The organism is Cnuella takakiae (assembly GCF_001953305.1).
In the GTDB taxonomy this organism is placed as follows: domain Bacteria; phylum Bacteroidota; class Bacteroidia; order Chitinophagales; family Chitinophagaceae; genus Flavisolibacter; species Flavisolibacter takakiae.
The window spans coordinates 3,078,338-3,095,037 of record NZ_MTFE01000010.1; the positions used below are offsets into that span (position 1 = coordinate 3,078,338).

Annotated in this window: 13 protein-coding genes and 1 tRNA gene; 7 read left to right on the forward strand and 7 right to left on the reverse strand. The window is 50.0% G+C overall.

Going from position 1 to position 16,700, the window contains the following annotated elements; translation table 11 throughout:
* Positions 1-7 precede the first annotated feature (7 nt).
* Positions 8-1,690, reverse strand: a complete 1,683-nt coding sequence (gene glgP / locus BUE76_RS13440; protein ID WP_073039616.1) for an alpha-glucan family phosphorylase — start codon at positions 1,688-1,690, stop codon at positions 8-10.
* 90 nt (positions 1,691-1,780) lie between these two features.
* A complete protein-coding gene (locus tag BUE76_RS13445) occupies positions 1,781-2,740 on the reverse strand; it encodes a hypothetical protein (protein WP_073039614.1) in 960 nt (319 codons plus the stop codon).
* A 101-nt stretch (positions 2,741-2,841) separates the two neighbouring features.
* On the opposite strand from BUE76_RS13445, the gene BUE76_RS13450 reads away from it, so the two are divergent.
* From BUE76_RS13450 to BUE76_RS13460, 3 genes are all read left to right on the forward strand, one after another.
* Positions 2,842-3,498: a metal-dependent transcriptional regulator gene (locus BUE76_RS13450; RefSeq protein WP_073039612.1), complete on the forward strand. Its 657-nt coding sequence runs from the start codon at positions 2,842-2,844 to the stop codon at positions 3,496-3,498.
* A 1-nt stretch (position 3,499) separates the two neighbouring features.
* The gene (locus tag BUE76_RS13455) at positions 3,500-4,324 is read left to right on the forward strand and encodes a ZIP family metal transporter (protein WP_073039610.1); all 825 of its coding nucleotides are present in this window, start codon (positions 3,500-3,502) and stop codon (positions 4,322-4,324) included.
* Positions 4,325-4,519: 195 nt separating this feature from the next.
* Positions 4,520-5,755 carry an isocitrate dehydrogenase (NADP(+)) gene (locus BUE76_RS13460; RefSeq protein WP_073039608.1) on the forward strand — a complete coding sequence of 412 codons (1,236 nt, stop codon included), beginning with the start codon at positions 4,520-4,522 and terminating at the stop codon, positions 5,753-5,755.
* A 203-nt stretch (positions 5,756-5,958) separates the two neighbouring features.
* On the opposite strand, the gene BUE76_RS13465 is transcribed toward BUE76_RS13460, so the two are convergent.
* Positions 5,959-6,969 carry a zinc metalloprotease gene (locus BUE76_RS13465; protein ID WP_073039606.1) on the reverse strand — a complete coding sequence of 337 codons (1,011 nt, stop codon included), beginning with the start codon at positions 6,967-6,969 and terminating at the stop codon, positions 5,959-5,961.
* Between the two features lie 187 nt (positions 6,970-7,156).
* Here BUE76_RS13465 and BUE76_RS13470 point away from each other — a divergent pair, with 187 nt between their 5' ends.
* From BUE76_RS13470 to BUE76_RS13485, 4 genes are all read left to right on the forward strand, one after another.
* A complete protein-coding gene (locus tag BUE76_RS13470; protein ID WP_073039604.1) occupies positions 7,157-8,404 on the forward strand; it encodes a nucleoside permease in 1,248 nt (415 codons plus the stop codon).
* Positions 8,405-8,642: 238 nt separating this feature from the next.
* Positions 8,643-9,836, forward strand: a complete 1,194-nt coding sequence (locus BUE76_RS13475) for a Gfo/Idh/MocA family protein (RefSeq protein WP_073039602.1) — start codon at positions 8,643-8,645, stop codon at positions 9,834-9,836.
* Between the two features lie 46 nt (positions 9,837-9,882).
* Positions 9,883-9,956: transfer RNA gene (locus BUE76_RS13480), tRNA-Arg, on the forward strand.
* A 231-nt stretch (positions 9,957-10,187) separates the two neighbouring features.
* Positions 10,188-11,798: a L,D-transpeptidase family protein gene (locus tag BUE76_RS13485; RefSeq protein WP_073039600.1), complete on the forward strand. Its 1,611-nt coding sequence runs from the start codon at positions 10,188-10,190 to the stop codon at positions 11,796-11,798.
* Between the two features lie 146 nt (positions 11,799-11,944).
* On the opposite strand, the gene BUE76_RS13490 is transcribed toward BUE76_RS13485, so the two are convergent.
* From BUE76_RS13490 to BUE76_RS13505, 4 genes are all read right to left on the reverse strand, one after another.
* A complete protein-coding gene (locus tag BUE76_RS13490; protein ID WP_073039598.1) occupies positions 11,945-13,084 on the reverse strand; it encodes a glycoside hydrolase family 88/105 protein in 1,140 nt (379 codons plus the stop codon).
* Positions 13,085-13,116: 32 nt separating this feature from the next.
* On the reverse strand, positions 13,117-13,908 hold the full coding sequence (locus BUE76_RS13495) for a rhamnogalacturonan acetylesterase (protein WP_073039596.1): 792 nt from the start codon (positions 13,906-13,908) through the stop codon (positions 13,117-13,119).
* A 114-nt stretch (positions 13,909-14,022) separates the two neighbouring features.
* Entirely contained in the window at positions 14,023-14,847 is an 825-nt protein-coding gene (locus BUE76_RS13500; RefSeq protein WP_073039594.1) for a rhamnogalacturonan acetylesterase, read from the reverse strand.
* Complete coding sequence (locus tag BUE76_RS13505) at positions 14,844-16,682, reverse strand: rhamnogalacturonan lyase (RefSeq protein WP_073039592.1); 1,839 nt, start codon at positions 16,680-16,682, stop codon at positions 14,844-14,846. Before BUE76_RS13505 ends, BUE76_RS13500 begins: the two co-directional genes overlap by 4 nt.
* Between the last annotated feature and the right edge of the window lie 18 nt (positions 16,683-16,700).

Sequence of the window (16,700 nt, forward strand, 5' to 3'; positions counted from 1 at the left end):
CAGTAAGCTAGTAGGTAGCTTCTACGTTGTGGTACTCCTGGTACAACATCTCGTAATATTCGTTTGCCATACGGTTGCTGTCAAACTGCAGCCATACGTCGCGCATCCCGTTTTTCACAATCTGGCGCCAGGTGGGATAATCTTCGTAATAGAGCGGCAGCATTTCCTTGAGCAGGATATCATACAATTTGTCCAGGTCATATTGATCCTGTTCCTGCTGGTTCATCTGCTCGTACTTGGTGGGCGGCACTACAAAACCATTGTTGCCATGGTGGATGAATTCAGGTATCCAGCCATCGTTGGTGCTGAAGTTAACGGCGCCATTCATGGCAGCGGTCATGCCACTGGTACCCGATGCCTCGCGGGGCACACGCGGGTTATTGAGCCAGCAGTCGGCAGCCTGCTTCAGGCGCTTGCTTAAGCCCAGTTCGTAGCCTATAAGCACCGATACATTTTTATAACGCTTGCTCAGGTGTACCAGGTTGTTGAATTCCGAGATGGCAGGGTAATCGGCCGGGTATGGTTTGCCCGCCCAGATGATCTGTACCGGGTATTTTGCATTGCTCATCAGGGCTTCAAAACGCTTCTCATCCCAGGTAATCAGGCCAGGACGCTTGTAACCGGCAAAGCGGCGTGCCCATACAATGGTGAAAACCTTGGGATCGAAAACCTTACCCGTCTGGTCGGCAACAATTTCGAATGCCCGCTTTTTCATCCAGCGTTTGCGGTCGTCAAATCCTTCGTCGTTGCCATCTTCGCGGAAACGGTACAGCGCCTTATCGGCCCAGTACTGCCAGTTCTGCGAGTTGGTGATGGAAACAATGGGCGCAATTTTATCATACTTGCTCCACATCTCGCGGCTAACCTGACCATGCAGCTGCGACACGCCATTGGCAATACGTGCAAAACGAAGCGCTGCCAGCGAGTGGTTAAATTGGTCATCTGGCATACCCGTAACCTTGCGCACTTCGTCGATGCCCAGGCCACAGAAATAACTCATTTTGTGGCAAAGGTGTATATCGTGCTTTTCATTACCAGCCTCTTCAGGGGTATGGGTGGTAAATACCAGGCGCTTTTGTACTTCGGCCAGGTTGTGGTTGTATTTGCGATACAGGTAAAAGGCAGCAGATACGCCATGGGCTTCGTTGAGGTGGTACACCTCCGGATTAAATCCGATTTCATCCAGCAGGCGGGCACCGCCTACACCCAGCAGGATGAACTGCGCCACCTTGGTAGCCACATTGGCATCGTAAAGGCGGTGGGTAATGGTTTGCGAAACATAATCGTTCTCCGGGATATCGGTGGTCATCAGGAAAAGCGGCGCCGAATTGAACACATTGGGGGGCAGGTACATCACCTTTACCCAAACCGGGTGTTCGTGCACGGTGATGGAAAATTTGATACCGGTATCAACAAGGAAGCTGTATTGTTTTTCCATCCAGGTTACCTGCAGGGTCTGGTCCTGGTTGCGTGCCTGGTCGTAATAACCATACTTCCACAAGATGCCGATACCGATCATATTCTGGTGGAGTTCGTAGGCGCTGCGCAGGTGCGAGCCCGATAGGAAACCAAGGCCACCGCTGTATATTTTCAGGGGTTGATGAATGGCAAACTCCATGGAGAAGTAAGCCACCCGTTTGTTGTAACGCTCATCAACAGTGTAGGGTACTTTATATTTTCTGAAATCCATATTGGACAATTTTGGAATACAAATAAAATTAAATTTCTACACAAATGTGTTGATCGCACACATTTAGGGTTAAATGCTTATGCTGTTTGCTTACTTACGCTTAGTTTCCTTAGTGTCTGCTTCTTTCTTTTTCTTAAAGGTGCCATTGAAACTACATTCCAGTCCCCTGCGCGACCCGCAGCCTTCCTGTTCCTGCAGCGTTACCGCACCCTTGCCAAACTTCAGCGTCAGGATGCAGGGATCACCAGGTGTGCGGTAGATGGCTGTTGTGCCATCCACTATTTCCGCATCGCCTTTGATCTCCCCGGTGCAGGTGCCTTCTTTCGCTTCCATATGAATGAACACGGTGATCAGCCCCTTCTTTCGGCCATCCCTAACCGAAACGATATTTCTTTTATCACGGCTGTAATCACCAGCATAAGTATAGTTGCTGCCCAAAGTATCAATCGGGTTGATCAACTCTGGCTTTTCATCACTCAGCGGATCGGTCATTACCAGGTCGAAGGTCCGGCCCAGTTCGCTGTAGGCAAATACATCTTTTCCTTCCTGGAAGCTGTCGTCGGGAAGGGTGCGGTGTACCGTCCGAATAACCGAAAAATTACCCTCAAAACTGGTTACCTGTTTCGATGCTGCATCCTTATCGGGTACCAGGAAGGGTAATACAGCTGTGAGACTATCGGGATGGGCAGCCACCACCATGAGGGCGGCGCTCCGGTTTTCGCGGGCGGCTTTTACCAGGAAGTACTGCTCCCCTTTTTTGCCTTTGAAACTAGCCAGCGGGGTATAGTTGATACGGGTGGTAGCTCCAAAAATGTTCTTGGTAATACTATCAGGTATGAACTGGTTCCACTGCTCCGAGCGGATCCGCACAGTGTCTTTATTGGCCAGCAATCCAGAATCGCTTAAAGTATAGGGTGGTTTCATTTCCTGGAACAGGGATGCAAAAGCTGCGTTTCCTGAACCATCGGTGGAGGCTGCCGTGCTGTTTTTATCCTTGCTGCCGCAAGCCGATAAGAAAATAAGGGTGCACAATACCGCGAAACGGAACATGGGATGGTTTTGGGCTAAAGTAAAGGAAAATGGGTAGATGGTGGGTGGCAGACTTTTTGATGTGTTGAAATAAAAATTTAGATTAGCCTAAAAATTAACAGATGGTTATTTCACCTACCGAGGAAAACTATCTAAAAGCCATTTACCACTTGCAAGCGTTGAGCGAGGTGGTGAGCACCACGCACCTGGCCCAGAAGCTGCAAACAAAACCTGCATCGGTTACCGATATGATGAAGAAGCTCCAGGCAAAAAACCTGTTGCACTATACCCCTTACCATGGATTTTCGCTGAGTGCTGAAGGCCGGAAGACGGCACTTCATATTGTAAGGCGACATCGTTTGTGGGAATATTTTTTGGCCGAAAAGCTCTCGTTTGAATGGAATGAGGTACACGAGGTTGCGGAAGAACTGGAGCATATCGGTAATAAAAAGCTTATTGAAAAGCTGGATGCCTATTTAGGCTTCCCGCAGTTCGACCCGCATGGCGACCCTATCCCGGACAGCAGGGGCAGAATGCAGCAGCCCGAGTTGGTACCGCTGAGTACCGCCCCCATAGCCTTTACCGGTGTGCTTCAATTGGTTACAGACCAAAGCAAAGATTTGCTGGAGCACCTGGCATCCCGCAAGCTGCGAATTGGTACCCGGCTGGAGTTGCGCAGCCGTTCTGCTTTCGACGGATCGGTAGACATAAAAATGGGCAGTAAAACCCTTACCCTTACCAGGCAATTGGCTAATCACCTGCTTTTAAAGCAAATTTGACATGCACCAGATAGAACATTTTTTTGAAGGCATTGGTCCTGTTTACGCAGCCTTACTGGCTACCACTTTTACCTGGCTGGTTACCGCCGCCGGTGCTTCATTGGTTTTTTTCTTTCGTACCCTCAACCGCAATGTACTGGACCCCATGCTGGGTTTTACTGGTGGCGTAATGGTTGCGGCTTCTTTCTGGAGCCTGCTGAATCCCAGTATTGAAATGTCGGAGCGATTGTTTCCAGGTTGGAGCTGGATGCCTGCTGCAGTGGGTTTTCTTTTGGGCGCTTCTTTCCTGTATTTCCTGGATAAGCTCACGCCTCACCTGCACATCAATTTCGGAGCAGAAGAAACTGAAGGAATGAAAACGCAGTTTCACCGTACAACCCTGCTGGTGCTGGCAATCACCCTGCACAATATTCCGGAGGGTTTAGCCGTAGGCGTTTTATTTGGGGCAGCTGCTGAAGGAATGCCCGAAGCAAGTATTGCAGGGGCTGTGGCCCTTGCCATCGGTATTGGCATACAGAATTTCCCGGAAGGCATTGCTGTGGCTATGCCCCTCCGGCGTAATGGGGTAAGCCGGTTTAAGAGCTTCTGGTATGGACAGCTTTCGGCCATTGTAGAACCTTTTGCCGGTGTGCTGGGTGCGGTGGCCGTGATGTATATGCAGCCCCTCCTGCCCTTTGCACTTGCATTTGCCGCAGGCGCCATGATATATGTAGTGGTAGAAGAAGTCATTCCGGAAACACAAAGGGAAAAGTATACCGACCGCTCTGTAATGGGGTTCATCTTTGGCTTCCTGGTTATGATGATTTTGGATGTTGCGCTTGGATGATCCCTGGTGCAAAGCATCCTGTACCATCCTGATTTGTGAGGGGTTTACGCGGCCGTTTTGCAAGAAACGCCTGTTGGCATTGGGTTTCCGTTCTTTTATATACTTTAGGCAGCAGGATTAGTTTCATTCAAAAATGAGCTGCCTGATTTGCATAAATCGTTAAGTTTGCCCACCTATTTTTAAACGCTTCCCAACATGACGCAAAAAATTAAAGTAGCCAATCCGGTAGTTGAACTGGATGGTGATGAGATGACGCGGATCATCTGGAAATTTATCAAAGACAAACTGATCCTGCCTTATATCGACGTTGACATAAAGTACTTTGACCTTGGCGTGGAATACCGCGATCAAACCAATGATCAGGTTACTGTTGACGCTGCCAACGCCATCCGTCAATATGGGGTGGGTATCAAATGCGCTACCATCACTCCTGATGAAGCCCGTGTGGAAGAGTTTGGCCTGAAGCAGATGTGGAAGAGCCCCAACGGCACCATCCGCAACATCCTGGACGGTACCGTATTCCGTGAGCCCATCGTTATCAACAATATTCCCCGCCTGGTTACCACCTGGGATCGTCCCATCGTTGTAGGCCGCCATGCATTTGGCGACCAGTACCGCGCTACCGATTTCGTTGTAAAAGGTAAGGGTAAACTCACCGTTACTTTCGAAGGCGAAGACGGCACCAAGCAGCAGTACGAAGTGTACAACTACACCGGCGAAGGTGGCGTAGCCATGGCCATGTACAATACCGACGAAAGCATCCGTGGTTTTGCACGCAGCTGTATGAACATGGCCCTGCAAAAAGGCTGGCCCCTGTACATGAGCACCAAGAACACCATCCTGAAAAAATACGATGGCCGTTTCAAGGATATCTTCCAGGAAGTGTTTGACGCCGAGTTTACCCAACTGTTCAAAGACGCAGGCATTACCTACGAGCACCGCCTGATCGACGACATGGTAGCTTCTGCCATGAAGTGGAACGGTGGTTTTGTATGGGCTTGTAAAAACTACGATGGCGACGTACAGAGCGATAGCGTTGCACAAGGCTTCGGTTCGCTGGGCCTGATGACTTCCGTACTGGTTACGCCTGATGGCAAAACCATGGAAGCAGAAGCTGCACACGGTACTGTTACCCGTCACTACCGCGAGCACCAGAAAGGCAACCCCACCTCCACCAACCCCATCGCTTCCATTTTTGCATGGACCCGCGGTTTGGCTTTCCGTGGCAAGCTGGATAACAACCAGGAGCTGATCGACTTCTGCGATGCCCTGGAAGCTGTTTGTATCGAAACCGTTGAAAGTGGTAAGATGACCAAGGACCTCGCACTCACCATCAAACCTGGTAAAGTGCAGCATGGTACCGACTTCCTCTACACCGAAGAGTTCCTCGACGCTATCGACGAGAACCTGCAGAAGAAGATGGCGAAGTAGTAACAGTTGAAGGTTGCTGTGAGAAAAGCACCAAGCTTCAAGACTCATTTTGCACAACCCAACTTGATATTAATATTAAAAAAACCCCGGAAATGCCCCGGGGTTTTTTAATGGGAAATATTTGAAAGCTCGCCATTTGCGGCTTGCAGCTCGCCACTTGCCACTTGCGGCTTGCAGCTAATACCTTTCAGCTTTTCTTTTCGCTAATTCACTGCGGTAAAATAGGCATTTCTCGCTTGTTCAATCGTCAGGTTCATACGTTCCTGTTGCAGGCGGGTAAACATATACAAACAGCGGTCATAGGAGTAATCCATATAGTTCATCCATTGCTCAAGGGGACGACTGCTGCACAGGCTGCGGGAGCCAATGGTACCGCAACTGAAATTAGGGCCGTCATGCTGCGGTGTATCCTCCACGCGGTCGTCGCCACAACGCCTGTCTCCCCAAATATGCCGCAGGTTCAACCAATGACCCATCTCGTGGGTAGCGGTGCGGCCCAGTGCATAGGCTGGTGCAAGGGGGTAGCGTGCGGTGCGGCCAAAACCCAGGTAGTTGAGCACTAATCCATCGGTAAGCGGGTCGCCCCCAGGAAACTGTGCATATCCCAAAATGCCTCCGGCAATATCGCCAACCCAGATATTCAGTTTGGTGGCGGGCGAAACGGCATCGCTGCCGCCTTCGGAACTAAACTTTATATCATCATCGGTAGAAAAGGTTGAAACTTTGGTGGCTTTCCTGATCACGCCGTCCAGCACAAATTGAATATTGGCCACCGGAAGGGTGTTGTAGTCATAACCGGCCAGGTAAACCCCGGGTTTTGCCAACTCCTTATTTGCTTTATTAAAGTCTTCATTCAATACATCTATCTGCGACCTTACCTGTGCATCTGTAACAATAGCCGGGTCCGGCAGAACAATATGTATTATGACTTGGATTTGTCGTGCTGTCCTGTTGCTGCTTTTTCTGCCTCCTTTCTGCAGTCCTTGGATGGTAGCCTCCAGTATTTCCAGGTTGCGGCCCCGCTCTGGGTTGGCAGCAATCTGTTTTTGTAACAATTCATCGGCCACACAACGCACCCTTGGTGCCGCTGATGTGATGCCTGTGCTGGCTGCATCTCCTGGCTGGATGCTTTGTTCAGGTTGGATTACTTCTTTCTTTACACAGGATGCCAACAACAGCAGGCATGCCGCAAATGTATACAGACGCTTTTTCATTGTTATGGTATTTGGTTTTAAAGTAATCCGGTATGATCATAAATAAAACAAGGCTTCAAAATATAAATAGGTTGCATGCGTGAATCGGGGAACAAACAACAAGTATCTGCGCAAGCGTTTTCATTGAAAACACCAAGGGCTGATATGGCATTTGTTCGTAATTTCCTCGGCAATAACCCCTGCATGTATGAAATCTGCTACCGGTGCTTCTTTATCGCTGATGATGTTCCTGGAATACTTTGTCTGGGGCGCATGGTACGTCACAGTGGGTACCTATATGAAGGTTAACCTCGAGGCTTCTGATGCACAGATTGGCGCCACTTATGGCGCCTTGGCCATTGCAACGATGATCTCGCCCTTTTTTGTAGGCATGGTTGCCGACCGCTATTTTGCCGCACAACGCATCATGGGTGTATTGCACCTGTTGGGAGCGGCACTCCTGTTCTTCGCTACACAAATTGGTAATCCCAATGTGTTTTACTGGATCATCCTGTTTTACTCCTTGCTTTATATGCCTACCATAGCTTTAAGCAATAGCGTAGCGTTCGGGCAGATGAATGATCCGGGCAAACAGTTTCCCTGGATTCGGGTTTTTGGCACCGTTGGCTGGATCGTAGCCGGCCTTTTAATAGGAGCTTTGGGCATTGAAAAAACGGGCAATACTTTTTATATGGCTGCGGCTGCATCGGCTGTTCTGGGATTGGTATCTTTCTTCCTGCCCAACACGCCACCCAAAGGAAAGAGTGCAGAACAGTCTGCTGCCGGTGCATTGGGCACCGAGGCCTTTGTTTTGTTCCGCAACCGACCGTACCTGATCTTTTTCATAGCCGCCATTTTGGTGTGTATTCCCCTCTCCTTCTATTATGGTTTTGCCAACCTCTTTTTAAATGAAGTGGGTATGGAAAATGCCGCTGGTAAAATGATCTTGGGCCAGGTTTCGGAAGCGGTATTCATTCTTGCCATTCCCTTTTTGTTCAACCGCATTGGCGTAAAAAATATGCTGCTGCTGGGTATGGTAGCCTGGATTCTCCGCTACCTCTGTTTTGCCTATGGCAATATTGAAACGGGCAGCTGGATGTTGTATGCCGGCATCGTCTTACATGGGATCTGCTACGACTTCTTCTTTGTAACCGGCTATATGTATACTGAAAAGAAGGCCGGCCAGCAGATCAAGAATGCGGCACAAGGGCTTTTCACTTTTGCCACTTATGGGTTGGGTATGTTTATCGGCACGTACTTTTCGGGCATGATTGCGGGTATGTACACCCTTGAAGCGATCAACCCCTTCACCAATGCCACCGGCCACAACTGGACCAATATCTGGTATGTGCCTGCATTTATTGCCGCAGGTGTGTTGTTGTACTTTCTTTTGTTTTTTAAAGAAAAAAATACTGTTGGGGTAGCAACAGCTGCTCCACCGCCGATGCAGCAATGAGGGAGATGAGTGGTGAGTGGTGAATTGTAAATAGTGAGGCTTCTGTAGGATGCGTGTTGATTATTGAGATTAATATGCAAATACTTTAGTTCTTGCAGCAATAAACACCCTTTATTCTTTTCATTTATCTTTCCTTAAATACCCAATACCTAATCACCAGTCACCAGTCACCAGTCACCAGTCACCAGTCACCAGTCACCAGTCACCAGTCACCATTCACTAATCACTATTCCGCCATATGACACGAATTGCCATGTTAGGTTCCGGTTTTATCGGACGTTTTTATGCCGACTCCATCCAGGGTTACCGCAGCCAGGATAAAGTTGTAAGCATCTACTCACGCCGCGAAGAGTCGGCACGCAAGTTTGCCGAAGATTATGCCGTTCCATTCTGGACCACCACTATGGAAGAAGCTATTGCACGGCCTGAAGTGGACATTGTTTGTATTTCGCTGCCCAACAACCTCCACGAAGAAGCTGTGATGCTTTGCTGCAAACACAAGAAGGCTGTGATGACCACCAAACCCCTCGGCCGCAATGCCGCTGAAGCCAAGCGAATGCTTGAAGCTGTTGAAGCTGCCGGTATTTTTAATGGCTACCTCGAAGACCTGGTGTACACACCCAAGTTTATCAAGGCCGAACAAAGCGTGCGCAATGGCGCCCTGGGCAGGATTCTTTGGGCCAAGAGCCGCGAGACGCACCCTGGCCCGCACTCCGACTGGTTCTGGGACCTGGAGCAGGCCGGCGGCGGTTGTATCCTCGACCTGGGTTGTCATTGCGTGGAAATTACCCGTAGTTATATTGGCAAGGACATCAAACCGGTGGAGGTGATGTGCTGGGCCGATACACAGGTGAAACCCATTGAAGCTGAAGACCACGCCATCGGCTTGGTGAAATATGAGAATGGTGCCATCGGGCAGTTTGAGGTAAGCTGGACTTTCCGTGGCGGCCTCGACCTGCGCGATGAAGTAATGGGTTCTGAAGGCACCATCTGGATCAACTCTTTCCTGCGTACCGGCTTTGATATGTTTACCACCGGTAAGGGCGGTGATTATGTTGCTGAAAAAGCGGAAAGCAATACGGGCTGGTTGTTTCCTGTAGGTGATGAACTGAATGAACTGGGTTACAACCACATGTTCATGGATATGTTTAACGCACTGGAAAAAGGGGAAGCTCCCAAAGAGACTTTCTATGACGGATATGTGGTAAATGCTGTTTTAGATGCTGCTTACCGTTCGGCAAAAAGCAAACTCTGGGAACCCGTAAACCTCGAAGTTTGGCGGGGCCGCGAAGGTGTGGGCAAGGACAGCCACCTGATTGAATGGGATGCCGACCACTACCTGGTGAAAGAGGAAATGACCCACTACGGCGCCAAAAAGCTGATCCTCAAACACAAAGTTTCGGGTGCCTTTATTCAGAAAGTGCTGGAATAGTGGAACTGTCTTATATTTGCAGCCGCTCCGTAAAGAGCAGCTGTACGGACCGGTAGCTCAGCTGGATAGAGCATCTGCCTTCTAAGCAGACGGTCATTGGTTCGAATCCAATCCGGTTCACGAAAGCCTTGTAAGTCTACACTTGCAAGGCTTTTATTTTTTTAGACCACTCCAAATAAAACCAAGCAAACGCAATGGTCAAGGATAGGAACAGCGCAATGTGCTGTTTTCCTGCTTAGTCCTTTTTGGTGGTAGTAATTACAATTTGCACACAAAGATGGTTAGCTGTGGTAAGGGTAAAATGCTAAAGGCAACCTTCCTCCGTTTATCTTAGATGGCAAAGTCACCACCATGTACCGCCTCAACATACTGGGCATCCTTATTTGGTTTTTATATGCCTGCAACAATGGGGAAAGCCAAACAACAGCCGTTGCCACGCAAAGAGATACCACCATTGTAGCGGCTAATTCCTACAGTGATATTTTTTTAGATAGCAGCCTGCTTTCAACCTTCCTTGCCCAGCGCAATCCCACTGATAGCATCGGCAGTTTGATGCGCAATTTTTACAATAGCCGCAACTTTCAGGCGGCATGGTTCAACGAGCGGGGCAAGCTAACCAACCAGGCGCTTTCTTTCTGGAACCTCCACGAGCAACATTTTAAGCTTACGGGCGACAGTGCTATTTATTCCCAATCACTACATGCGCGTATGGACCGGCTGGTGGAAGAAGATACCACCCTCCTGCCCGATCGGAACTTGCTGGAGCAGACGGATTTGGAACTGACCGAGCATTTTTTCCATTTTGCCCGGTATGCATATGCCGGGAAACTTGATCCCGGAAAGTTGCAGTGGTATATCCCCCGCAAGCAGGTAGATGCCGTTAGGTTGCTGGATTCCCTGTTGGTACACCAGGGCGCTAACCTGGATGATTGGGAACCGGTAAACCCCATGTATGGCAAGGTGCGCAGGGAGCTTAAGCGCTATTACGACTTGCAGCGGAAAGGTTCTGAAGATTCGATTTTACCGGGAAGGAACAAAGTTTTTCAACTGGGTGATACCGGGCTTGCGGTAGCGCAACTCAATCGTAAACTTTTTTTGTTAGGCGATTGCCATGATAGCAGCAAGGTTGATTTTTATACTGCAAACACTGTTGCTGCTGTAAAACGGGCACAACAGCGTTTTGGATTAACCGCCAATGGTGTTGCCGACATGCGATTGATTAAAGAATTAAATGTTTCCTATCGAAAGAGGATCGAACAATTGCTGGTGAATATGGAACGCATGCGTTGGGTGCCCAGGGAAGCTAAAGGCGATCATATCATTGTCAACATCCCGGAGTTCCGGTTGCATGCCTATAACGATACCGGGAAAGTTTTTGACATGCGGATTGTTGTAGGTAAGTCGGGCACCAGTACGGTTGTTTTTAATGATGAACTGAAATACGTGGTCTTTAGTCCTTACTGGAACGTGCCTGCTTCTATCGTGCGCAACGAAATAATGCCGGCCATGCGGCGCAATCCCGGCTACCTTGCAAGAAAGAATATGGAGCAAACCGGTACCAGTGGCGGCCTACCTGTCATCAGGCAAAAACCTGGTGGATCCAATTCGCTGGGGTTAGTGAAATTCCTTTTTCCTAATAGCTACAATATTTACTTCCATGATACCCCCAGCAAAAGCTTGTTTAGCCAGGACAAACGAGCCTTCAGCCATGGCTGTATCCGCCTGGCAGAGCCGGTGAAAATGGCGCAATGGTTATTGCGTGATCAGCCCCATTGGACCGCCGAAAAGATCAATGAAGCCATGCACCAATCCAAGGAAAAATGGGTAACGGTGAAGCAACCCGTGCCCGTGTTTATCTCCTACTTTACAGCATGGGTAGACCGGGAAGGATTACTCCACTTCCGGGATGATATCTATGGGCATGATAAGGAAATGGCGGAGCAGATGTTTGCGCGGAAATAAAGCGATATAATTTGCCTGCTGGTAAGGAAGAATGCAGGTGATGAAAATAGATTTCAAGATAAGTTGGCTGCGTTCTATAAAAGAAAAAGTGTTTGGCAAATGGCTATTACTAACCTTCCACCAAACACTTTCCCTTAAAGAGTTGCTTACTTCATTTTCAAAACTTCCGAACCTGCCAGCAAAAAGCAGCCCAGGCCATAGTCTTCAAAATCGGGCATGCTGGTGTATGATACCGGCTGTCCGTCCTTGGGTTCTTTGCCGGTACCCTGTACCCAACCCAGAAAGCCGTTGGGGTGCACCGACTCTTTTAGCAATGCGCTCCATGCTTTAGCTATTACCGGCTTATATGTTTTTGCATCCAATAATCCATTGCGCACACCCCATGCAAAACCATACACAAACAGCGAAGTGCCGGTAGCTTCCTTACCACCAAAATGGGTAGGATCCTGGAGGCTTACATTCCAATAGCCATCGGTGCGCTGCAAAGGCAACAGGGCATTGCACATGGCCAGGTAGTCGTTGAAGTATTCCTGGTAGTGCGGGTCAGATTTGGGCAGCAGCTCCAGGGTGCGCACAAGGGCGGCCACTACCCAGCCATTTCCGCGGCTCCAGTAGCAATCATCACCATTGGGTTCCTTGTAGGGGGGTACAAAATCTTTGTCGCGCCACCACAAACCTTCCGCTGCATTGTACAGGCCTTTGCCGCCATGCTTGTACTTGCTGAAAGCATAGAGGTCGTACATCTTGCGGAAATAACTGGTGTCTTTGTACAGCACACCAAGGCGTGTCATTACAGGCATGCCCATTTGCAAGGCATCGATCCAATTCCAGTCGTCGGCCTTTTCGCTTGTCACCATGTTGTCGATGGAAGCCTTGATGTCCTTAATCCTTTCCGGCTTTTGGTCTATCAGGTACAGGTCGATATAGGTTTGGCCACAGGCCTGGTTGTCCGCATTGCGGGTGTTGACGCCACCGTTCAATCCCCATTTGTGTTTGTCGCCCCACTGAACCGCGTAGTCTACATACTCTTTTTTGGGGTCAACATCATTCAGCGCCATCAACCCTTCATAATAAACGGCACGGGTCCAGATGTTGGAAGGCCGCTCTTTATTGGTGATGATGGTTTTGCCCGCATCGGGCCACTTGTTCATGAAGTACTGGTTGGTAAGGCGCAGGGCCGCCAGTGTTTTTTTACGGGCAGGCAACTTTTGTGCATGAGCCGTTGGTGCCAAAAAGGAAAAGGCAACTATTCCCATTGCCAGTATGCGTGTAGTAATCTGTTTCATGCTTCTTTATTGCAGGTATATAAGGGTTGTTATTAGTTGCGTAAAAAACGGTGCAGTTTACCGGGTTTGGTATCGCGGATGGCCTGGGCCAGGATAGCTGCACTCAGCAAGGCGCCTTCCTTTTCGGTATGGGTATGATCGTAGGGAAAATAGGCGGCCACCCTGGCAGCACCCATGGCTTCATAGCGGTCGGCAATGAGGTTGTTGAGGTCGAGGAAAGGTATGTTTTCCTCACGGGCAAGGGTGCGTGCCCAAAGGCCGTAACTACTGTCTGAGCGCACGACTTTTCCGGCCTTCCAGTTGTTGCGCGGAACCAGCGAACACATAACCGGGAGTGCACCTTTGGCTTTTGCATCCCTGATATAGCGGCGCATATAATGGCCATAGGTGTACACGGTTTCTTTCTGTTTGGTAATGGGGTTCCATATCTCTTTGCTTTCGGCGCCAAGGCCATTGATGGTGCCACGGGCACGTGCCGTATCATCAAGCGGGCTGGCATCGTTGTGGCCAAACTGCATCAGTACATAATCGCCTTTCTTCAGTGTGGACATGATCTTGTCCCATCGGCCCTCGGTGATAAAGGTGCGGCTGCTGCGGCCACCCATTGCGTGGTTTTGGAGGCTGATCCGGCCGGTATCGAAATGCGCAGCCAAAAAACTGCCCCAGCCCCACTGACCGTTTTTGCCGGTGCCATCGCCATTGCGCACTGTGGAGTCGCCTATGATATACAATACGGGTTTTGCCTTGCGCCAGGTAAAAGCCGCAGCCCCGGTAAAAAGCAGGAGCATTACTATACTGCGCCAGATTGTTTGGTTCTTGTTCATGTATGCTTTTTATATTTTACTACTAATGCCATTTTCAAGTAGGTAATTCAGTAATATCGGCATGACAATCTTCTATTTTGCATATAACACTACCTAATTGAAAACGGTATAGCCTTATAGGGTAGCCGAAAACCGCTTCAGTTCTTTTTTACGGATCGCGCTTTTCAGGTGGAGGCTTTTGGTACCTGCCAGCAGGTCCGATACCGAAGCGGCATTGAGCCTTGCGCCTTCCTTGTTGGTATGGGTATGGTCGCCATGAAACAGGCGGCCTACTTTTTCCGGGCCCAGTTGTTCATAACGGGCTGCCGATTTTTCGTTCAGGTCAAGAAAAGGCACGCCTTCCTGTTCCGCCACTTCTTTGGCCCACAGACCAAAATCCATTTTGGCCCGGGGTACTTTGCCATCTTTGAAAATATTGCGCGGCACCATGCTCAGTACCACCGGTTGCGCGCCCTTGGCTTTTACCTGTCGTACAAACTGCCGGATATACCATCCATAGCTGTGCACTACCTCGGTACGGCCATCTGACCAACGCAGCAGGATGCTGTCTTCACCGGTGCCCTTAAGCGTGCCCCTGTTTTTGGCCGTGGTATCGGGGTAGCTGCCATCGTTGTGGCCAAACTGTATCAGCAGGTAGTCGCCGGGTTGCAGCAGGGAGTCTACTCTGGCAAAACGGCCTTCTTTGGTAAAGCTCCGGGAGCTTCGTCCGGCCATGGCATGGTTGGCGATCCGCACTTTACCCGAATCCAAAAACTGGTGCAGCAGCGAGCCCCAGCCCCACTGCTCTTTATCGTTGTTGCGCACGGTGGAGTCGCCAATGAGGTAAAGAGTTGGTTTTGGCTTGCGCCAAAAAGGTGCGAAAGAAGCACCGGCCACCAGCAGTATGAAGAGCGCAACAGGCCTCAGGCCTGTATTTATAGCTTTTGCTTGCGGCTTCATTTTTTTCCTGCGTTTTTGGTGAAAACAATATTTGGCCGGGGCACCTCAGGCTTGTCGCTACCCATGTAAAAACTGGTATGCTGTGGCTGGTTATAACCTACATTTTGCGCAGCCACTCCCTGGCGGTATTGCAGGTCGTGCATTAGTGTGTACTGAGCGTGCGGCGTAGGAATGGTAGTGCTGTAAATACGCAATTCCTTATTGTCGGCGCTCCGGAAAATGACTTCTTCGCGCCAGTCGCCAAGGATATCTGCACTCAGCACCGGGTTGCTTTTGGTGCCGTTGTTCCAGGTACAGCCATCGGCGGTCAACAGCTTGCCAACGCCGTATTTTTCGATACTGGTTTTATCCAGCAGTTCACGTTCCTTATCGCCATCCCACCACACCAGGAAATTGGCAGAGCGGGGCATTTCGCCTACCCTTTCCCCCTTGCTATTGAACATGCCTCCGGCACCCAGCCACCAGATTTCACTACCAGGGTTGGTGGCATCTATGTTGGCGGCAACGCCCCTGCCTACATCGGTACCCGGGGCTGCACTAAACAATATCTTTCCATCTTTGCCATTATACAGGGCTGCGCCAAAACCATCGCCTCCATTTTCCAGTTCGTGGATGCCAAATACCTCAAGGCCCGGGTTGCTAGGGTCATGGTCAGTAACGTGGAGCGCATCGCCATGTTTTAACCCGGTGCTGTATTTTCCCTTTCCATCATCATCCACCACCATGGAGCCATATACGATTTCGTCCTTGCCATCGCCATCAATATCAGCGGCGGTGAGGTTGTGGTTGCCCTGGCCCGAAAAGGGATTGCTGCCTTTTTGTGAGTCAAAAACCCAACGGCTTTTGAGCTGCCCGTTTTGCCAGTCCCAGGCTGCCAACACCGTGCGGCCATAATAGCCGCGGCACATCACCACGCTGGGGTGTTTGCCATCGAGGTATGCGATACAGGCAAGGAAGCGGTCGGCACGGTTGCCATAGCTATCGGTTCGGCCATTGCCGCCATCGCCTCCCCAGCCATCAATAGGATAACGCGAAGGAATATAATCGGTAGTAGCCAGTGCCTTCCCGGTAAGGCCGTCGAAAATGGTAAAGTATTCGGGCCCATCAAGGATGCGGCCCTGAGTATTTACATAATGTTTGGTGCTGTCGCCAATAACGGCACCTGTGCCGTCAATGGTGCCATCGGCGGTTTTCATGGCCAGTTCGGCACGGCCATCGCCATCGAGGTCGTACACCATAAAATGGGTATAGTGGGCACCTTCCCTGATGTTGGGACCCAGGTTGATGGTCCAGAGCAGTTGCCCTTCCAGGGTATATGCCTGGAAGATGGGTGGGTCGGTTGGTCCTGCGTGCGAGTTGTCGTGGGCACGGCCGGTTTGGTGGAGCACGATCTCGTAATCGCCATCGCCATCGAGGTCGCCTACCGATCCATCGTTGGGCGTGTAACCGGGTATGGTTTGCAGCGGTAGGGATAGATAGCCTTGCGCCGTTTTGCCTGCCGCCAATTGGAAGGAATCCATTCCGCTTTCTTTTCCTTTCAACAGCTGCCGAATATAGTACGTGGCAGCACCTTCATCCACTGCATCCATAAAGTTGGAAACCTGCAGAGGCTTTGCATTTCGCCTTTCCAGCTGCCCGCCAGCTGCACGGCGGTATAGGTTGAAACGTGTTTCATCAGGGTCGGTGCCAAGTATGCGCCAGCTGATAAATACAGAATCGGGTGCGGTACGCAAGGCTACCATGCCCCGGTTAAGCGCTTCAGCCTGCCTTTGCGCAAAGCTGGTGAAACCGGATAAAGCAAAAACTAAAAGGAGCAATTTTGCAGCAGTACGCATTGGTAGTATAGGGATAGT